Origin of the sequence: uncultured Ruminococcus sp. (assembly GCF_946415235.1) — a bacterium.
In the GTDB taxonomy this organism is placed as follows: Bacteria; Bacillota; Clostridia; order Oscillospirales; family Ruminococcaceae; genus Ruminococcus.
Window position 1 is genome coordinate 21,091 of the sequence record NZ_CAMKRR010000019.1, and the last position, 21,431, is coordinate 42,521.

Consider the following 21,431-nt stretch of genomic DNA (forward strand, 5'->3'; position numbering starts at 1 on the left):
TGTGATATTAAAACAAAAGGAGAGGTTATAATGAAACGAAGATCCATCAACAGTAAGGTCAAAAAAGCAGCAGCACTTATCGCTTCACTTTCTGTTGCGGCTTGTCAGTTTTCGGCTGTTATGCCTGCAAATGCGGCAGAAACAGAAGAGCCGCAGTCTGCAATAGTGACTGAAACGGATGAAGCACAGCCTGAAAAAGCAGCTGAAACAGATGAAGCTCAGTCCGAAAAAGCAGATGAAACGGATAAGTCTGAAAAGCTCAGGGCAGAGCCCTGCCTGTCGGTTGATAAAATAGTGCTCCCCGCATCTGCCGCAGGAAGCAGAGTAAAGGTAAATGTTTACATAAATGACGATAATATGGGCAGCAGTAAGTATTATCAGCAGCCTGATGTGTATATTGACATTGACAGACGACTTCAGTATTGTGGATTCAGGAACGGAATGAAAGACGGAACAAAAGGCATAGGTCTCCAGGGGGAAATGTATATAAACGCCAAACACAAGCGTACCCTCAGGTTTTATTCCGAAAAAGGCCTTGGTGCAAACGGTACATTTGCTGTTATCGAAGTTGAGATACCGAAGGATGCACAGCCGGGAACGCTCTATTATTTCAATATATGTGACGCAGGCGGCAATATAACAAAGGTAAGCATACCCGAGACCGACGATATTGCCGGCGAGAACGATAAACCTCTTAAAACTGCCGATACAAGTGATGACAAGTATCTTAAGGATACTCCTTATGACGGATATATCCTTATTGATCCCGAGTCGGAATCCGATAATCCGCAGACAGAAGAGAAATATGTGACTGTTTCGGAGGATGAGCTCGAATATGATGTATACGAGGATCATGCCGAGGTAATTTTCTGTCAGTATGAAGCGGATAAGGCTGTTATAAAGCCCGAGATAAACGGAAAAAAGGTAACTGCGATTGCTGATTATGCGTTCGCGGGAACAAATATCACTTCTGTAGAGATACCTGACACAGTCACTTCCATCGGTGACCATGCCTTTGCCAACTCAAAGCTTGCTTCGCTTGAGCTTCCCGACTCTGTCACATCTATCGGCAGCTTTGCCTTTACATGGACGCCGCTGGAAAGCATTGAGCTCCCGGGAAGCCTTGTGAATATAGGAGAATGTGTATTTGAAGACTCCAAGCTGAAAAGTGCTGTGCTCCATGAAGGCATTGAGACTGTAGGCAGGAATGTGTTCAGGGCCTGCAGATCTCTGTCAGAGCTGAAGCTTCCGAGTACGCTTAAGGAGATAAGCACAGGAATGTGTGAGGAATGCAGGTGCCTTACGGAGATAGAGATACCTTCTGGGGTAACGGCTATAGGAAATGCTGCATTTGAATATACAGCCATTACTACTGCAAGGATACCCGAAGGCGTTAAGAAGATCGGCAGCTTTGCTTTCGCTGACTGCGCGGCTCTCGAGCACGTATTCCTTCCCTCGGGACTTGAAAGCATCGGAGACTGCGCTTTCAACAGATGCCTGCTGCTTAAAAGCATTGAGTTGCCCGATACACTTAAAAGCATTGCAAGTGATGTTTTCGGAGAGACGCGGATAACGAAGATAGATATCCCTGCGTCTGTAACCGAAATAGAAGAAAATGCCTTTCTGTACTCAGGTATAAACACGATCAATTACGCTGACGAGCTTGATACCCTCCCCGATAATGCTTACTCGGGAGCGGAAAAAATGAAAACTGTAAAGCTCCCTTCAAAGCTTACTGCAATACCTGATTTCTGCTTCGACAGATGCGCTTTATTATCAAGCGTTGATATTCCCGAAACTGTAACGAGTATTGGCAGATACGCTTTCAGCGGCTGCGGTGTAAAGGAGCTGGTCATCCCCGATACTGTAAACACTTTAGAAGAAGGTGCTTTTTCGTGTTCACATCTGACATCTGTTACGATACCAGACAGTATCACGGAGCTGCCTGATAAGCTTTTTGAAGGCTCGGACATAAAAACGGTAAAGCTGCCGTCAGGTCTGAAGGTCATAACAGAAGATATGTTTTACAGCTGCAATTCGCTTGCGGAAGTGGATATCCCCGTATCAGTCACAGAAATACAGAGCAATGCTTTTGCGGAAACTCCGCTGAGCTCGCTGTATATCCCTGAAAGCGTGACAAAGATAGCGGCGGACGCTTTCTGGCACAGCAAAATTGAAACGATATATGGCGTCAAGGGCTCTTATGCCGAGACATTTGCCAAAGAGCAGGGCATCAGGTTCGCTGAAAAGAGTGCGGAGACTAAAGCCAAAGCAGGCGACGTGAACTGTGACGATACTGTTGATATGGCAGACGCAGTCCTTATCATGCAGGCACTGGCAAATCCGAACAAGTACGGCATAGGCGGCTCCGATGAAAAAGCTCTTACAGAGCAGGGAGCAAAAAATGGCGATGTTGATACGGATGCTGCCGGACTTACTTCAAATGATGCTCTTAAGATACAGCAGTTCCTTCTCGGTATAGTGAAGAGCCTGTGATATAAAAAGGTTTATGCAGTAACCGCCGTCAGGCGGTTACTTTTTTGTGTTCAGACTTTGTGCGGAAGCTTATATTGCATTTTTAACTGAATTTATGAATTTTTGGTTAAAATGCTTGAAAAATATCATCAAAAGTGGTATAATATAGAAAATGTTTATTGCTTTCAGACAGGGGGGAGAGCATATGGAACAGCAGCACAGGAATGAACTTGGCATATCCTGGATACACAGGCTGTTAGAAGATATATTAAAGCTCTCTACGGACGAGGAGCGCTCTGAGCTGATCGAGAGGTATCGCAGAGAATATACAGGGGAAACAGAAGGGCTTATACTGAAAGATGCGGACAGTATTGCGGAAATGCTGCTGCGGTGCAGGAATTACAGCGGTATAGTCAATCACAAGCTTATGACGCTTACAGATGATGAGAGAGCTGAGCTCGAAGAGACCGAGCGTATAATAGATGAAAATGAGTTCGATTATTACTTTCAGCCCATTGTCAATACCACGGACGGAGAGATATTTTCATATGAAGCTCTTATGAGACCTAAGAGCACCATGAAGCTGACGCCGCTGCATATCCTGAAATATGCGGGGCTTGTAAACAGGCTTCCCGATATAGAGCGCGGAACATTCCTTAATGTGCTCGGTATCATAGATGTGAAGAAAAGCGAATTTCTTGGGAAATATGTATTTATAAACAGTATCCCCGAGGCAAGGCTGGAGGCGGAGGACTACAGACGCGTCACAAAAATGCTGCTTAAACACGCTGATACGGCTGTGGTCGAGATGACAGAGCAGTCCGAGATAGACGATGAGAGCCTTGAGGCGCTCAAGGAACGCTACAGGAATATGGGAGTAAAAATGGCTATCGACGATTACGGTTCGGGATATTCAAATGTGGGAAATCTCCTGAGGTATATGCCGAATTTCGTAAAGATAGACCGTTCACTGCTCCATGAGATACATACAAATCCGAAAAAACGCCATTTCGTAAGGGAGATAATACAGTTCTGCCACGATAATGATATACTTGCCCTCGCTGAGGGAGTTGAAACAGCAGATGAGCTCCATACAGTGATACTCCTCGGAGCTGACCTTATACAGGGCTATTTTACAGCAAGACCTGCGCCCGAGATAATCGAGTCCATACCCAATGATATCAAGCAGCTCATAAAGCGCTATCATCAGGAGCGTGAGGAGGGTATCGGACAGCAGGTATATCTTGCGGACTGTGCGGAGCGCATCATTCTTGACAGGCTTTTGCCTTCGGGAATAAAGTGCATCGTAGTTGGGGCAAACGGCAGCGGCGATGTCACTGTTGAGGGCGATCCCAACGTGGATTCGCAGATACGCGTTGAAACGCGGAAGGGCTTCTGCGGTAAGATAATCCTTGAAAACGCCTGGCTCACGAGCATAAAGAACAAGCCGTGCATAGATATCGGTGAGGAAAACGACGTTACTGTGGTGCTTGTGGGCGATAATAAGCTCGATATGGGCGGCATAAGAGTTCCCGAGTCCTCAAGGTTCAGGCTTGCAGGTGAGGGAAGGCTCGAAATAAATCTTGATGATAAGGAGTACTACGGCATCGGCAACGGTGTCGGGCTGCTGCATGGTGAGCTGATTTTTGAGCAGTCGGGCAGACTTACCGTTAATTCCCACGGACAGACAGGCATTGCCATAGGCTCGGGAAACGGCGGTATCATCAGGATAAACGCGGGACAGTACCGCATAAATCTTCAGGGAGATGTTGCCGTAGGCATAGGAGCTCTTTATGCTTCCACAGAAATGATAATACATGACTGCGATATCGGCATGGAAATGACCACTGCCCGCGGAACGGCAATAGGTACTATCGGAAGGAGCAACGAGATAAGCATATACAAGACTTCCGCGAAGATATTCATGTCGGGGGTCGAGCTTGTCGGTATAGGAACTCTTGACGGAGAAAGCTCGAAGCTGTCCCTGCATGAAGCAAGCTGCTTTGTGAATGTAAAGGGCGAGTGCTGTTCGGCTGTGGCGGCTCTTGAGGGAAAAAGCGATATTTATTTTGAACAGGCTGCCATAAGGCTGACCGTAGAAGGAAATCAGTCTGTGGGTATCGGCGGATTTACGGGAGATACGACCATAAAACAGAAGGGCGCGAATACTCACGTTGTGCTGAATTCAGCCATAAAGGCAGAGCAATGCGTGAAGCGTGAAAATATAATGTCTGAGCACGGAAAGTTCGTGTTCACACTGAACGGAACAGATACCGTAATTGTTGAAGGATAAAAATGAATACTGCCTGTTTTGCGGCGAAAGTCAGAGGACTTGCTGCGGAACGGGCAGTTTTTTACTTATTTGGCGTATTTGAAAAAGTATAGAAATAAAAGCAATGTAAGCGTTATTTTATTAACAAATAGCACAAAAAAGGAAATTAGAGCAATAAATATGTTGACTTGTTGTATAAAGTGCGATATAATTTATAATATGTTGTTATATTTTATTATGCAATATAAATCGTTAACAAGGGTGGTGAAAGATCAGCCTGAAAAAGACGGAGAAATGTGACAGATCTGTACACATCATAGGTCACGGTATGAGCTTGTGTTCATTTTAGTTGAACATTTGCATCTACAGAAAAGGAGGAATTTAAATTGATTCAGAAAATTCTCAGAAGATCGACCCGAAAAGCGATATCACTGCTGGCGGCAGCTTCTGTGGCAACAGGTCAGCTTATAGGCACTATGCCTGTAAATGCGGCGGCTGTGGATATCTCACAGCCTGTTGTTCTGGCTGATGTCGGAGCGGACAGCGAAAAGATCACTGCCGATCCCGTTTTGTCCATGGACGCTTTGAAAGTGCCTGCGTCAGCTGCGGGTACCAAGGTGAAAATGAATATCTACATCAACGACAAGAATATCAGCGACGATGTTAAATATTATTCTTACGCTGATATTGTTGTGTTATGTGATGGACGTCTGACTTTCGGCAACGTAACAGGTCTTACAAGCGACGGAAAAACGACAACAAATTTTACGGTAACCAGTATTGCTGCTTCAACGACGAGACGAAGTTTCCGTATTCAGGCAAACGGCAACGGCAAGAACGGAACCTTTGCAACAATGGAGGTCACTGTTCCTGCTTATGCACAGCCCGGTGATATTTTCTACTTCAACATCTGTGATACGAAAGATTACCCGACATATATGCATACAGGAGGCTCGGATACTGTCAACACAGAGTACAACAAGAAACCGAAGACAGCTGATGTGAGCAGCGACAAATACCTTAAGGATACACCTTATGACGGATATATCCTTATTGATCCCGATTCGGCTGCAAATACTTCAACTGCCGAAAGACCTTTTGAAATTGTAAGGAAGGATTCGGTCACATATGCCGTATACAAGGATCACGCTGAGGTCGCATACTGCGATTATGAGGCTGAAAAGGTAGTTATCCAGTCCGAGATAAGCGGTCAGAAGGTTACCGATATTGCTGCATACGCATTTTACAACACTCTTGCCAAGTCAATAGTTATACCCGATACAGTAACATCTGTAGGAGCAAATGCTTTCAGGGATTCTTCCTTTGAATCGGTGGAGTTTCCCGACAGTGTGACATCTATCGGAGAAAATGCGTTCTATGATGCGGATATCAAGAGCATTACTCTTCCGTCCAAGATCACCTCGCTTCCAACCAGTCTTTGCAACTGGTGTAAAAATCTTGAGTCGGTAACTATCCCTGACAGCGTTGAGACCATCGGTACATATGCGTTTGCGAACTGCGGATCGCTTGCAGAGGTCAAGCTCCCCAAGGGACTGAAAGAGATCCCTTCGTATATGTGTGTCAGCGGCAATTCTCTCACTGAAATAGAGATACCAGAAACCGTAACGAAGATCGGTAATAACGCTTTCAATGCCACAGCTCTTAAATCCGTTAATATCCCCGACAGCGTTGTCACGCTTGACGGATATGCATTTGCGAGCTGCAGACAGCTTGAAACAGTAAAGCTTTCTTCAAAGCTTGAAACAATTTCGTACAATGTTTTCTATTATTGTACTTTACTCAGCAGCTTAGAGCTTCCAGATACGCTTAATTACATAGGAAGATGGGCTTTTGAGTCTACAAAGATAAAGGAGCTTAATATCCCCGCTTCTGTAACAACAGTTGAAGCAAATGCATTCGGAAGCTCAAATATCGAGACCATAAACTATCCCGATGATAATGAGTCGCTTCCCGAAAACGCATATTCGGGCGCTACAAAAATGAAGACAGTAAAGCTCCCTTCAAAGCTTACCGCTATCCCGAACCGTGCGTTCTACAACTGCTCATCGCTTACAGGTCTTGAAGTTCCCGAGACAGTAACGGAATTAGGCTCTGAAATATTCTACAACTGCGGAATAAAGGAATTTGCGATCCCCGATTCCATAACAACTCTTTCAAAAAATGTCTTTTCAAATTCAAAGATAGAGTCAATTGAGGTTCCGGAAAGATTTACCGAGCTGCCTGAGGGGATGTTCCGCGGAAACAGCGTTATCAGCAGCGTAAAGCTCCCTTCAAAGCTTACTGCCATACCTGATTATATGTTCAGCGGATGCAGCAAGCTCGCAGATGTTGAGATCCCCTCGACAGTAACAAGCATAGGAGCTTATGCGTTCCAGAACTGCGCTATGACATCTCTTACTCTCCCTGAAAAGATAGAAGAGATAAAGGCTAATGCCTTTTCAGGCTCAAAGATCACAGCTGTTGAGGTCCCCGAGTCTGTAACAGTTCTTCCGAACGGTATCTTCTCGGGCGCCAGCAGCCTTAAAACGGTCAAGCTGCCGTCTAAGCTGACCAATATCTCAAACGGCGCTTTCAATAACTGTACAGCTCTTGAAAGTGTCAATATCCCCGATACGGTCACAAGCATCGGCCCTTATGCATTTTATAACTGTAAATCCCTGACGGCTCTTGAGCTGCCTGAAGGACTTGAGACTATAGATGAGTATGCATTCACCTTCAGCGGAATAAAAGAGCTTACAATGCCTAAGTCTCTGAAAAAGCTGAGCGGCTATGCTTTTTATAGTTCAAATATTGAGACGATCAATTATGATGACAGTCTGACAGAACTTCCCGATTATGCATATTCTTATGCGGACAAGATGAAATCGGTAAAGCTTCCTTCAAAGCTTACAGCCTTACCGAATAATGCGTTCAGTAATTGTGTGGTGCTTGAAAGCGTTGATATTCCCGAGACAGTAACAAGTATCGGAGAATATGCGTTCAATAACTGTATTGCTCTCACAAGCATTGATATCCCCGCTGGCGTAGCAACTATAGACGATCATGCGTTCAGAGCCAGCGGCATAAAGGAAGTAAAGCTTCCCGCTTCTCTGACGAGCTGCACTAATGCATTTGTTGATTCAAATGTTGAGACCATAGTTTGTGATGACGCCATCAAGGCTATTCCTGACTATACCTTCAATTACGCTAAGAATCTTACATCCGTAAAGCTTCCCGCAAAGGTCGAAACTATCGGCAAAGGTGCTTTCTCAAACTGCACCGCTCTTAAAACAATAGAGCTTCCCGAGACGGTAACGAGCCTTGGCTCGGATGTTTTCTCAGGCTCGGGCCTGACAGAGATAGTGATACCCAAGTCGGTAACAGCTATATCTGTACGTGCATTCTCAAACTGTAAATCGCTTACAAGCGTTGACATCCCCGATACTGTCAAGACTATCGGCAACAGCGCTTTCTATGGCAGCAGCATTAAAACAATAAAGCTTCCTCCTTCTCTTGAACAGCTCGATTCAGCAGTATTTGGAGAATCTGACCTTGAATCCGTTGAGGTACCTGCTAATGTCAAGATAATAGGCAATGGCGCATTCCAGAATGCAAAGAGCCTGAAATCCATAAAGCTGAATGAGGGACTTGAAAAAATCACTGCATTTGCATTCCAGAACTGTTCTTCTCTTACAGAGATAGAGATACCCGAAACTGTAACAACGATCGGATATGATGCATTCTGGGGTACAGGTCTCAAGTCTGTCGTTATCCCCGAAACAGTGACATCTCTTGATACAAGCTCACTGTTCAGGGAGTGTACGGAGCTTGAGTCGGTAACTCTTCCGAGTTCTGTTACGGCGATATCAGGCAGAACTTTCTATAACTGTGCAAAGCTCAAGGGCGTTGATATCCCCGATTACGTAAGATCCATAGGCAGCGAATCGTTCTATGGAACAACATTCACATCAATTTATATCCCCGGAAATGTTACAAATATCAATTCAAATGCTTTCAGCGGAAGCAAGATAGATACTATCTACGGCTTCAAGGGCTCTGCTGCGGAGACATTCGCAAAGGAGCACAATATCAAGTTCGTTGAAAGCGAAGGCAGACTGTGGACAAAGACAGACAGCCTCCCCGCAGGCGGCGTATACAAGCTTGACTGCGATGTAGAGCTCACAGGCTCTGTATCAATAAACGGTATGCTTGATCTTGACCTCAACGGTCATACTATCAAAGCTTCTTCGATCAACTGCGGCGGAAACAGCAATGTTACTTTCAGAGACAGCTCGGCTGACAAGAAGGGTGCTGTAATAAGCACACAGGTAGGCAATCTTATCACTTCACAGAACAAGCTCACTATCTATGGCGGTACATTCTACGGCTATGATAAGAGCACGGGTTATGCGACCATAAGGATCAACAGCGGAGACTTTGATTTCTTCGGAGGAGAGGTCATCGGCTATTACAACAATGCACTTTCCATAAGAACCAATGAAGGAACTATAAATCTTGCAGGCGGTAAGATGACCTTCAAGGGCAGCAGCAAGAATATCGGTCTCGAAGCAGGATCTGCTGTATGGATGGCAGGCAACTTTGCAGGCAATCTTAACATCACAGGAACAGAGATAACATCAAATTACGGCCCTGCTGTTTACGGTTCAACTTCAGCCTGCAATGTTAATATCTCCGGCGGCAAGCTGGCAAGTGAAGAGAAATACGGTATAATGTGCTTAGGAAGCGGTGCATTGAACCTCAGCGGCAATATCAGCATAACAGGCAAGCTCGGCGGTATATATGTACCTGAAGAAAAGCCCGTAAATATCACAGGCGCGATCACAGGTGCAGATACAAGCATCTATGCAGAAGCTTCGGGCGTGCTCACAAACGGCCTTGGCAAGTATGTTTCCGCATCAGTGCTCAAGGATATCCTGCCGACTATCAAGGCAAACGGAACACTCTCAGTAAATTCTGAAGGTGAGCTCTGTATCGAAGTTACTGTTGAAGAGACAACGACAACAACATCTTCGACAACTTCTTCGACTACAACCACCACCACAACGACTACAACATCTTCTTCTACGACCACAACACCTACAACGACTACTACATCTTCTTCCACAACTACAACACCTACAACTACTACAACATCTTCTTCTACGACCACAACACCTACAACTACTACAACATCTTCTTCTACAACTACAACACCTACAACTACTACAACATCTTCCACTACGACTACAACACCTACAACGACTACTACAACCACCACAACTACAACAACCACAACAACCACCACTACAACTACGACTACAACGACCACCACAACAACTACAACGACCACAACCACGAAACCGACAACTACAACAACGAAACCGACAACTACAACTACGACTACAACTACTACAACAACTACAACGACCACCACAACAACCAAGCCTACCACTACAACCACATCTCCTACTACAACAACGACGACAACAACTACTACTATAATTACAACGATCCCCCCTGTAAAGGGCGAGCTCACTGTAACTCCCATGACTAAGGAAGAGATCCTGAATACAGGCATAGACCTTAGCGGTGAGGAGAACTACAACAGCTTCAAGTTCAAGATCGACGCTGAGTATGACTCAGCAGGAGTTGTTATCCAGAGAGAGCTTATCTACAGCTCAACAGGAGCACAGCTTTACAGCAATATCAGCTTTGAAGACGAAGACGGACGTATCTATGAAATACCCAGCGACGCAGGCGTTTCAAGAGGGACATACATCCCCAGCCTCGGAGTATATGTATACCACGAGGAGACTGTTGATGAGGAAATGTATATGTTCGTGGACGGAAGCTGCAGATGGCTCAAGGAATTCTACGATGTACAGCTTCTCGTTATCAATAGGGGAACAAATACTCTTACAAACTGCAAGGCAGCGCTCGATATCCCTGACGGACTCACTCTTGTAAAGGGCGATCAGACACAGAGCATCAGCGATATGGCACCCAATGACTTAAGAACAGCACACTGGTATCTCCGCGGAGACAAGGCAGGCGAGTATGATCTTAAGGCTCTGTTCAGCGGATACAGCAACGGTCAGCTTTGTGAGTATGAATTCAGCACAAAGGAAAAGCTCCGCGTTTACACAACAGATTCTGTCAAGATGCACATAACACTTCCCAAGTATTCATACTTCAGGAAGGATTATGTAATGGCTATAAGCATTGAAAACAAGACAGACAGACCTATCTACGATCTTGATCTGCTCGTTACAAGCTTAAGACAGATATCAAATGCAACTCTCAAGGAAACTTATGAAGCAGGAGTAGGTACTCCCATAGGCGGAATAGCAGCCGGAGTAGAAACAAGCACTACTAAGAGCACACTTCATCAGTCAAAGGGCGGATACGAATTGAGAGTACCCGAGTTATTACCGGGCAGATCTAATGCAGCAACACTGGAGATCAGCATAAAGGATCTCTGGAAGTCTGTATATGAGCAGTACATATCGGCAGAAATGCTCGATGCAAAGATGATGACACTGTTCGATGCGATATCCGCAAATCCTGCTCTGCTCAATGACGCTCTTGTTAATATGGAATTTGCAGAGTACTTCAGCGAGCTCCCCACAGAGCACGTTTTAAAGAGCGTAGATGTCAACTTTTCAGGCTCTCAGACACCTATTGATTATGATGTCATTATAGACAATTCCAATGCGCCCACAGGCAGCAGAGCACATATCCTTACGGATACTGCAAGGAACAGACTGAGAGATATCTTCAACGGACCGACAAGGTCTTCAAACGATCTTGAACAGTTCAGAAATGACTTTATCTTCAATATTGATGCTACAGATGAGGATCAGGTCAATACAGCACTTGAAAATTATTTCAATAAAAAGCACGGTATCTTAGGTGCGCTGTCAATAGTCAACGACTTCTATATGTATGTTGACAATCACGGCAAAAAGATAAAAGGTCTTTTCGTCGAGATAGATACACGCAGCGGAGCACCTTCCGCAGCAGCCTCCTCTGTAACAGGCAATGCATTTGAGCTCACAGACATCAACGGCAATACAGTGGGCGAAGATGGTATGCTGGCAATAACAGGCGATGAGGACATCATCAGGATACAGGCTCTTAAGGACGGCGTAAGCGGTAAGCTCGTTATCGAGTACGAAGACGGCACAAGAGAAGAGCAGAAGATACGCAGCATTGCATCGCACCAGTGCGTATCAACAGGCAGATTTGAAGTGCTTCACACTCCCAAGGGCTCACAGGCAGGCTTTGCAGTACGTGTATGCGATGTATGCGGAGAACTCACAGACTGCTGTCCTATCCATCATGAGGCAGTAGCAATGCTCAGCAGCACAGAAGCATATGCCGATATCAGAGTTGCAGTTGACGATGCTGTAAAGGCAGGAGAGAGCACAGAGCTCACACTGTTCGGCAAGATCAATGTAACAGCTGACGTGACTATACCCGAATATGTTGACGTACTCATAGCAGATAACGCCGACATCACAGTAAAGGACGGCTGCAAGCTTATTGCAAAGGGCAAGGTGACCGATCTCAGCGGACGCAGCTATGATCTCAGCGGAAACGGTCCTCTTGTTCCCGAAACAACGACCACAACAACTGTAACAACAACTACTGCAACCACCACAACAACTACAACAACTTCAGCAACTACAACAGAACCCACATCTACAACAACAACTACTACAACTACAACAGAACCCACATCTACAACAACAACTACTATAACTACAACAGAACCTACATCTACAACAACTTCAACAACTACAACAGAACCCACATCTACAACAACAACTACTACAACTACAACAGAACCCACATCTACAACAACTACTACTACAACTACAACAGAACCTACATCTACGACAACATCATCAACAACTACAGTTTCAGGTTCTGACACAACTACTACAGCAGACGTATCCACAACAACAGATGAGGCTTCAACGACAACAACTGCTGTATCAACAACGGAAGCAGTCACAACGACAACAGCTGCTAATATCGCGTCAGATGCCGAGCTCGTAAAATGGGCAGTCACCGACTATCAGGACAGAACTGCTATACGTGTTGACGATGTTGAGCTGAATATCACACCTGACGGTCAGCGCGAGATAATCCTCAAGGATAATGCAGGCAATGTGCTCGATACATATACCGTTGATCCTGTTACGGGAGATGCAACAAATTCAGCAGATGAAGTTATCTCACTTCCTCAGACAGGAAACAATTCCGTAAGAAACATACTTATCGTTTTAGGTGCATTTGCACTTATCGGATTTGGTATAGCAGCAGCAATGCTTTCGGGCATACTCAGACGCCGCGTAAAAAATGAGGAGTAAACAAAAAGAAAAACCGACCAAAAAGCAATGGGCTCTGTTCATAACAGGGCTCGCTGCGATACTGATCGGGACCGGTATTTTGGGATTTTTTGGCGGCAGGAAGCTGTACAGAGAGTACCTCAGGCATAAGCTCATGCGCGAAAACCCCGTTATTGAGATCGCTGATCTGAATATAAAAGCTCCTGTATTAGAAGGAACAGATAAAGAGGTGCTTGCCAGAGCGGCAGGTCATTTCATTGGAAGCGGCGATTTGGGAAAAGGAAATTATTGTATTGCGGGACACAGCAGTACGATATATAAGGAGTACTTCAACGATCTCAAAAAAGCGAAAACAGGCATGGAAATAAAGCTTTATGACAAGGACAAGAATAGCTACAGCTATATTATCAGCGACAGCTTTATCGTTGAACCCGACGAAACGTGGATACTTAACGATTTCGGCGACAACAGGGTGACGATAGTGACCTGTACCGATGACGGCACTCAGCGGCAGATAGTCGTAGGGATCCTGAAATAAAATATCACAGCGGCTCGGTTTAAACCGAGCCGTTATTTTTGCATTTATGAGCCTGAAAAGCGAAAATGCATGAAAATTAACCCATATTTGTATTTTTAAAGAAATATAACAGCAATGATCTGTGTTTTAAATGATTGTTATTACATATTCAACCAATGGTTGCAAAAAATCTATTATTATTCGCTTGAACTCAACCAAATGTTGTGGTAGAATGTAATTGTAGAAAGCACAGAGGAAAGGCGGTGCATCATGGACAAAAACAGCGTTTTCAGAATGAATCTTGCAAAGCGCCGAAAAGCCCTCGGGCTAACCCAGGAACAACTTGCGGCTCGCCTGAATGTTTCTCCGCAGGCGGTCTCAAAGTGGGAGAATTCCAGCTATCCCGACGGTGAATTGCTCCCACAGCTCGCTAAGGAACTGAATACCTCCCTTGATTCTCTTTTCGGCGTAAAGGTCATGAGCAGTGAAAGAGACATAGAGCAGCTTGTTGACGATGAAATGAGAGCGACACTTCCCGATGATCGCTCCGAAAAGTTCATGAGGATAATGTATACCGCCCTCTGTGCCTGTAATCCAAATAACGACACCGTTGCAAAGCTCCGCGAAAGCTACGAGCACGAAACCTACGCAGGGCTTAAGACCGACCGTGAACTGGCACTGTCACGGATAAGCAGGGATCTTAGGTACTTCTGTTTTCTGGAGATCCCCGAAAACGGTGTCAATTCCTACTTTGGCGATACCACGAATATGATACGCCTTTTCAATACCCTTGCGGACGATGACGCTATCAGCATAATAAGCTATCTCGGCGCAAGTGTAAGGAACAAGATGTTCTCGGCGGCGATGATATCCGACAAGCTGGGGATATCTCCCGAAAAGGTCCAGCATATAATCGACAGGTTTGACAGGTTCGGACTTGTATGGAGAGTTTCCGCAGATATTTCCGAACGGCCTGTCATACTTTACGGCTATACTCACCAGATACCGCTGACGCTGATACTTGTCCTTGCAAAGACCATTACCAACTATATAAAGTACATGGATCCCAATGTTGAGGAATGGTCGCAGGGAGCGTTCAGACGCGAGAACGGCGAACAGGACGAGGTAGTTCCTCAGGTGCCGTGGTGGGGAGAAGGAGAACTGTAGAAAATAACAGCAAAAGCTGTTAAATATATCCGTCGGAGGCATTACGGCGGGAAAAACGGAGGTAAAAACATGAAAAGAACAGCAGCATTTATTGCAGCCTGTGTTGTATCGGGCTGTGCAGTGACTGCGCCCATGAACGGCGTGACAAACGACCGCGCAATGGCGGCAGACGGCTATGACATGAATATCACGGTAGACCTAAAGGGTGGGCGCAAGGAGATATCCCCACTTATCTACGGCGTGAACCAGTACACCTCACCTCTAAAGGACGTCAGGGCAACAGCCGTTCGTCAGGGCGGAAACCGCATGACGGCCTATAACTGGGAGACAAACGCTTCAAACGCGGGCTCTGACTGGAAGCACAGCTCGGACACCAACCTTTCCGAGTCCGACGATCCCGCAGACTGTGTACAGGTGCTCTCAAAGGACGCTGCAAAGTACAATGTGGGCTATAAGCTGACAACATTACAGCTTGCAGGCTATGTGGCTGCCGATAAGGACGGTCCCGTATCCGAAGCTGAAACAGCTCCCTCAGACCGCTGGAACAAGGTAGTGCTCACAAAGGACGCTCCGTTTGCGGATACTCCCGACCTTACGGACGGAGTAGTATACATGGACGAGTATGTGAACTATATCATCAATAAGCTTGGCGACTCACAGTCCGAGACAGGTATACAGGGCTACAGCCTTGACAATGAGCCTGTTCTCTGGAACGATACCCACAGCAGGATGCACCCCGAGCCTGTAACTATCGAGGAGCTCAGCACAAAGTCCATAGAAATGGCAAAGGCGGTCAAGAAGCTCGACCCTAAGGCGGAGGTTTTCGGACCTGCACTTTACGGCTATACAGCCTTCGATCACCTTGATGATGACGATGCTCACGACGAATGGGAAAATATAAAGAAGGAAAACAATTATCACTGGTATCTTGACTGCTACCTCGATCAGATGAAAAAGGCTTCAGAGGAAAGCGGCACAAGGCTCCTTGATGTTCTTGATATACACTATTATTCCGAATCGGCAAGAAAGGGCATTGACGACAGATTACAGTCAGTCCGCACACTTTATGAGGAAGGCTTCGCCGAAAACAGCTGGATAGGACAGTGGTGCATGGAGAATGTGCCGATACTTCCTACTGTAAAGGCTTCCATAGACAAATACTATCCCGGCACAAAGCTTGCCATTTCCGAGTACAATTTCGGCGGCGGAAGCGATGCATCGGGAACTATCGCGCAGGCTGAGGCACTGGGCTGCTATGCGGATCAGGGCGTGTATTTCGCCTCATTATGGGGCGGTGAGCCATTCATAATGGCAGGTATAAACCTCTATACCAACTATGACGGCAATGGCGGCTGCTTCGGAGATACTCTCGTACCCGCTTCTTCCGAGGACGTTGCGAAATCGAGCACATATGCGGCTGTAAACGCAAAGGACGATTCAAGGGTAACTGTAATGGTTACGAACAAGGATCAGACAAGCAGCGAAAATGCTGTTATCGACCTTAAAAACGCCGAAAAGGAGTACAAGTCCGCAGCTGTATATGCTGTTTTTGGCAGTGAGGAGCAGATCAAGCTCATTGATATCATAAAGAATGTAAAGGACAATAAGGTGAATGTGGAGCTCCCCGCATTCTCGGCAGCTATGGTAGTTGTTTCCGACAAGGCAGATGCATTTGAAGGACTAAAGACCTACGCCGAGACAAAGAAGGATACAGTCACAAAGGAATTCACAGATATAGAGTCTCTCACAAATGACAAGGGCTACGTTGTAGTACCTATCGAGGACGCAAAGCACCTCTCAAAGATAGTTATAAACGGTTCCGTAACATCGAGCGCAGGTTCAAGCTGGGGAACAGCAGGCTGTGCGGTATGCATGAACGCAGTATCAAAGGACGGCGTAGGCTTCTGGACCTATAAGGATTACAGCCTTACCCTTGGTGACAAGGTATCTGCCTCGGTAAAGTTTGACGGTACGCTCACAAAAACAACGGGCGAGGGTGCAGACAAGGTCTCGGAGGAACTGGAAGCAACTATTGCCGACGGCAAGGTAGAGCTCCAGAAATGGTGGGACGCTTCCGAAAAGAGCGAAGCTGCCGCCGAGGACAAGATAGAGGTGAAATACTCAAGCATACAGGTAGTATATGAGTACGCTCAGGGCGAAGCTCCCGAAGTATCGACAACAACTACTACAACAACAGGCACAACAGTCACCTCATCGGTCACAAGCACAATAACTTCCTCCACAACTACAGACAGCGGCGAAAAGCCCGTTTACGGCGACGCTAACTGTGACGGTATCATTGACCTTGCAGATGCTGTGCTTATCATGCAGTCGCTTGCAAATCCAAACAAGTACGGTATCAGCGGCACAGACGAGCGTCACATTACAGACAGGGGACTTGCAAACGCAGACTGCTGCAACGCAGGCGACGGCGTTACGACGAATGATGCCCTTGCAATACAGCTTTACAAGCTGAATGTGATCAAGTCACTTCCAAGTGAGATCAAGGAATGATCTTGCAATAATACCAATCCCTCTCTTAAAAGGACTCCAATAAGTGGTCACCACTTGTCGGAGTCCTTTTTTGTCCGTGAATTTGCATACATATTTTACGTTTTTTTCATGCATGATATCAATTGAAATAATATTATTATTGTGGTATGATACAATTATAGGATAGCGTGTTGAAAGAAATATATTAATTATTTCTATAAAATGTCAAATTTGAAAGGGTGATGGATATGACAGGCAAGCAACGGACAAAAAAAGCTGCGGCAGCAGCAGTATCATTATTTATGATACTGCAATTTATTCCGGAAGATATTGTAACTGCTGAATACGTAATTCCATCAATGCCCGATTTTTCATATATAGGTGCAGTCGGCAGCCTGAGTGCCGAGCAGACGAAAAAAGCTGCCGAGGCGTCATACGAGGCGCTTTGCGACCGTGCCGATCAGGTCGATTTCAGTGCACGCGGAGTGAGTATGAACAGAAGGAACGAAAATGACCTGATAAATATATACAGACACGTTGCAGCCTGCTATGATGTGGGTATACTTGCCAAAAAAGGCACGATAAACTATATCCCGAGCAGAAGTATCATAAAGCTGTCATATCTGTACGAAGGTGACGAGTATAATGAGCAGTACGCGGCTTACAGCCGGAGGCTGGATGATATCCTCTCGGGAGTTGACGGGAGCTGGTCTGACGAGGAAAAAGCCCTGTATCTACACGATTATCTGTCTGTAAAGTTCGATTACGATTATCCTGCTTATTACGGAGCTGTTACACGTCCCGACAGGGAACAGTACAGCGCATACGGTATGCTGAAAAACGGAATGGCTGTATGCGAGGGCTATTCGGAGCTTTATGCAAAGCTGATGAACAGGCTCGGCATACACACCGAGCTTGTTACGAGCGATTCGCTCTCTCATGCGTGGAACATAGTCAACATAGACGGAGGCCGATATTTCGTGGATGTTGCATGGGACGACAGCTACTGCGGCTACAGCGGCATAGTAAAGCACAGCAATTTCATGAAAACTGCCTCCGAGATCGCATCGGAAAATCACGATACCAGTGACTGGCAGGATGTTTTCGGACGTAACCTTTACAGCCTTGATGTGCCCGATACATTCAGCGATGCATTCTGGAACGACTCACGTGCAGCCGTAAAGCCCTATGACGGCGGCTGGATCGTTATAAAGGGCAAACCGGGAAGTGTGACGGCAGAACTGGTAAAATATGACGGAGCAGCTCATAAGGAAGCGTCTGTTAAGACGCTGGTGACTATCGGTTCTCCCGATTCGGTATGGTATGTATGGGAAAATCCACGTGCTTACTGGACAGAGTCCTTTACAGTCTCCGAGGTAGTGAACGGCGTGATATACTATACAACTCCCACAGCTGTTTATGCGCTGTATAACGGCAAAAAAGAAAAAGCCTATGAGCTTACGGAGGCTGAAAAGAACACAGGATATATCTACGGTATGTATTCTGACGGAAATACCATGTATTACGGACTTGCTACCGAGTATGACCACGTTGACAATAAAGGCAATGCGGCAATAAAATATTCAGGCGTTGCAGTTTCGGTGCTGGAGGCTAATATAAATGCAGTTCCTACTGTTACAACAACTGCTTCGACTACGACTACTACAACTACCACAAAAACAACGTCAACCACATCAAAAACGACTACAACTACCACGAAAACCACGACAACTACAACAAAGCTGACCACAACTACCACGAAAACCACGACAACTACATCAAAACCGACCACAACTACCACGAAAACCACAACGACTACATCAAAACCGACCACAACTACCACAAAAACCACGACAACTACATCAAAACCGACCACAACTACCACGAAAACCACGACAACTACATCAAAACCGACCACAACTGCCAAGAAAACCACTACAACTACATCAAAACCGACCACAACTACCACGAAAACCACGACAACTACAACAAAGCCTACTACAACTACCACGAAAACCACGACAACTACATCAAAACCCACCACAACTACCACGAAAACCACAACAACTACATCAAAAACGACTACAACAAAGCCGACCACAACTACCACTAAAACTACAACAACTACAACTGCCAAACCCAAGCAGAAACGTGCAGGTGATGCAAACGGAGACGGTTTTGTTGATATGTCGGACGCAGTACTTATAATGCAGGTCCTTGCAAATCCGAACAAATACGGTCTGAACGGCTCTGATCCGACACATATCACAATGCAGGGAATAGCTGACGGCGATGTTGAGGGCAGCGGAAACGGAATAACCTCAAATGACGCCCTTGCTATACAGAAGTACCTGCTGAAGCTTGTGAAATCGCTTCCTGTATAATAAAGTCCACGTACTTAAAGGTATGGTATATATATAAGGAAGCTTATAAATATTAATGAGGAAAAATAAAAAATGGTCCCTCTGACAAAGGTGTTACCTTCTGTCAGAGGGACCATTCCTGCGGAAAGGGTTTCCCCGATAAATAACCATATACTTCCGTAGAAGTGCCGTACTTCTCATTCAGTTCTGCACTGTTTATGCAGCTTTTTCAAAAAATTCGTCAATAAGGGCGATCATCTCGGGATTAAAGCCGTTATACAGCTCGTCGTCAAGCGACTCGACAAACTTCACAAGCTCGTCATGCGGTATATCATTATCGTACTTGGCGTTGAGCTCATTTGCCGCGGGAATATACACCTTTTCCTTATATTCCGCGTATTCGGCAGTATAGAATATTGAACTGTGACCGCTTCTGTCCTTCTCGGAAAGTGTTCGGAATTCCGCCTTGGGATTTGTTATCTTATCCTTCTGCGCTATTACCGAAGAGCCGCTGTACTGTATTACCTCGTCATTCTCGCCGTGTATCACAAGAACAGGAATCCCTGACTTGTTAATGCCGTCCACAGCAGACCATGAGGAGTTCCTGCCGAACTCTGCCTTATTATACAGCCATACCAGCGGATAGAGCAGCTTTCCCGCCATGCCGTAGGAGCTGTCGCAGCTCTCGGCAAGCTTCGCAAAAGGCGTATTATAGCCCGACATGGATATGCTTGCCTTAATATCGTGGTCAAAGTTGAGCACTGCCGCAGCTGCATATCCGCCCCAGCTGTGACCGAGAACGTACTTGTCCATATCCTTGATACGGCTGTCGCTTTCCGCGAAATCAAGAGCTTTGTCAAGGTCTATCACCGACTGGGCAAGACCTTTTGTGCCCTCGCCCTCGCTGCATCCGCTTCCCGTACAGTCAAAGGCGAAAATGCTCCAGCCGCAGTCGACAAGACGGGTAATGAGTCCGAGATAGTACTCGTGGCCGCCTCCGATACCGTGTGAAAAGACGATAAGCCCCTTTTTGTTGTCCATGCCGTAAAGAAAGCCTTTAAGCGTGTTCTCCCCGGATCTGAAGCTTACCTCTTCGCGGGGATAGTCGTTCTCGTAGTGATCGTAAAACCACGTCAGCGTGATCTTCGGGTCGGGATAGTCCCCGCGCCCGAAGTTCTTTTTCATTTCCGACGCAGTTAAGCAATATCCCGCCGCAAATGCGATGATAAGCAGTATAACGAGCACTATCGCCGTTCTTTTCAGTACTTTTTTCATAATATCCCCCTGTTTTTTCTACATTATAGCATTTATTTTTACGATTTGCAAGATTGATATAAAAAATGGCAGCAAGTTCATGACTTGCTGCCATTTTAATATATTCTTTAATTAATTACTTCATAGCCTCTTCAACAGCAACTGCACAAGCAACTGTTGCACCAACCATGGGGTTGTTGCCCATTCATGTATAGCCGATCTGCGGATTCCACAGCATTGCGTTGTGTTGCGTATAATTGTCGAAAAATAGCCGTATTTTCGCAAATACAAATTCTTATTGACCTTTTGAAATATGTGTCAGAACTTAGTATTTTTCAATTTAGGGTGACAAATGGGTGACAAAACAAGCTTACTATAACCAGCTGTACTTTGAGCAAAACGAGTTATATGCTTTTTTCTATTATAACAGATAACGGAATAATTTTCAAGTATTAGGCAGCATTCTTTATAAAAAAATACGTCGCTCAGGTGTGGTCCTGAACGACGGTCAGATTATTTGAAAACATCCTCCA

General features: G+C 45.7%; 9 protein-coding genes. 7 read left to right on the forward strand and 2 right to left on the reverse strand.

The genetic code is table 11. The features are described 5' to 3' along the window. Positions 1–30 precede the first annotated feature (30 nt). The 7 genes from Q0R37_RS06175 to Q0R37_RS06205 all read left to right on the forward strand — a co-directional run bounded on the left by Q0R37_RS06175 (position 31) and on the right by Q0R37_RS06205 (position 19,665). Complete coding sequence (locus tag Q0R37_RS06175; RefSeq protein WP_294752493.1) at positions 31–2,496, forward strand: leucine-rich repeat protein; 2,466 nt, start codon at positions 31–33, stop codon at positions 2,494–2,496. 184 nt (positions 2,497–2,680) lie between these two features. Continuing rightward, a complete protein-coding gene (locus Q0R37_RS06180; protein ID WP_294752495.1) occupies positions 2,681–4,768 on the forward strand; it encodes an EAL domain-containing protein in 2,088 nt (695 codons plus the stop codon). Positions 4,769–5,133: 365 nt separating this feature from the next. After that, positions 5,134–13,125, forward strand: a complete 7,992-nt coding sequence (locus Q0R37_RS06185; RefSeq protein WP_294752497.1) for a leucine-rich repeat domain-containing protein — start codon at positions 5,134–5,136, stop codon at positions 13,123–13,125. A 79-nt stretch (positions 13,126–13,204) separates the two neighbouring features. Next, positions 13,205–13,642 (forward strand): class D sortase, encoded by a 438-nt coding sequence (locus Q0R37_RS06190; RefSeq protein ID WP_294752499.1) that lies wholly within the window; start codon positions 13,205–13,207, stop codon positions 13,640–13,642. Positions 13,643–13,891: 249 nt separating this feature from the next. Beyond that, on the forward strand, positions 13,892–14,788 hold the full coding sequence (locus Q0R37_RS06195) for a helix-turn-helix transcriptional regulator (RefSeq protein WP_294752501.1): 897 nt from the start codon (positions 13,892–13,894) through the stop codon (positions 14,786–14,788). 69 nt (positions 14,789–14,857) lie between these two features. Beyond that, positions 14,858–17,302 carry a glycoside hydrolase family 44 protein gene (locus Q0R37_RS06200; protein WP_294752503.1) on the forward strand — a complete coding sequence of 815 codons (2,445 nt, stop codon included), beginning with the start codon at positions 14,858–14,860 and terminating at the stop codon, positions 17,300–17,302. Positions 17,303–17,529: 227 nt separating this feature from the next. Further along, positions 17,530–19,665, forward strand: coding sequence for a transglutaminase domain-containing protein (locus tag Q0R37_RS06205; RefSeq protein ID WP_294752504.1), 2,136 nt, complete (start codon positions 17,530–17,532; stop codon positions 19,663–19,665). Positions 19,666–19,860: 195 nt separating this feature from the next. Here the strand turns inward: Q0R37_RS06205 and Q0R37_RS06210 are convergent, their stop codons facing one another. Beyond that, positions 19,861–20,919: an alpha/beta fold hydrolase gene (locus tag Q0R37_RS06210; protein WP_294752506.1), complete on the reverse strand. Its 1,059-nt coding sequence runs from the start codon at positions 20,917–20,919 to the stop codon at positions 19,861–19,863. Positions 20,920–21,034: 115 nt separating this feature from the next. Further along, the gene (locus tag Q0R37_RS15630; protein WP_227945356.1) at positions 21,035–21,103 is read right to left on the reverse strand and encodes a GGGtGRT protein; all 69 of its coding nucleotides are present in this window, start codon (positions 21,101–21,103) and stop codon (positions 21,035–21,037) included. Positions 21,104–21,431: the final 328 nt, after the last annotated feature.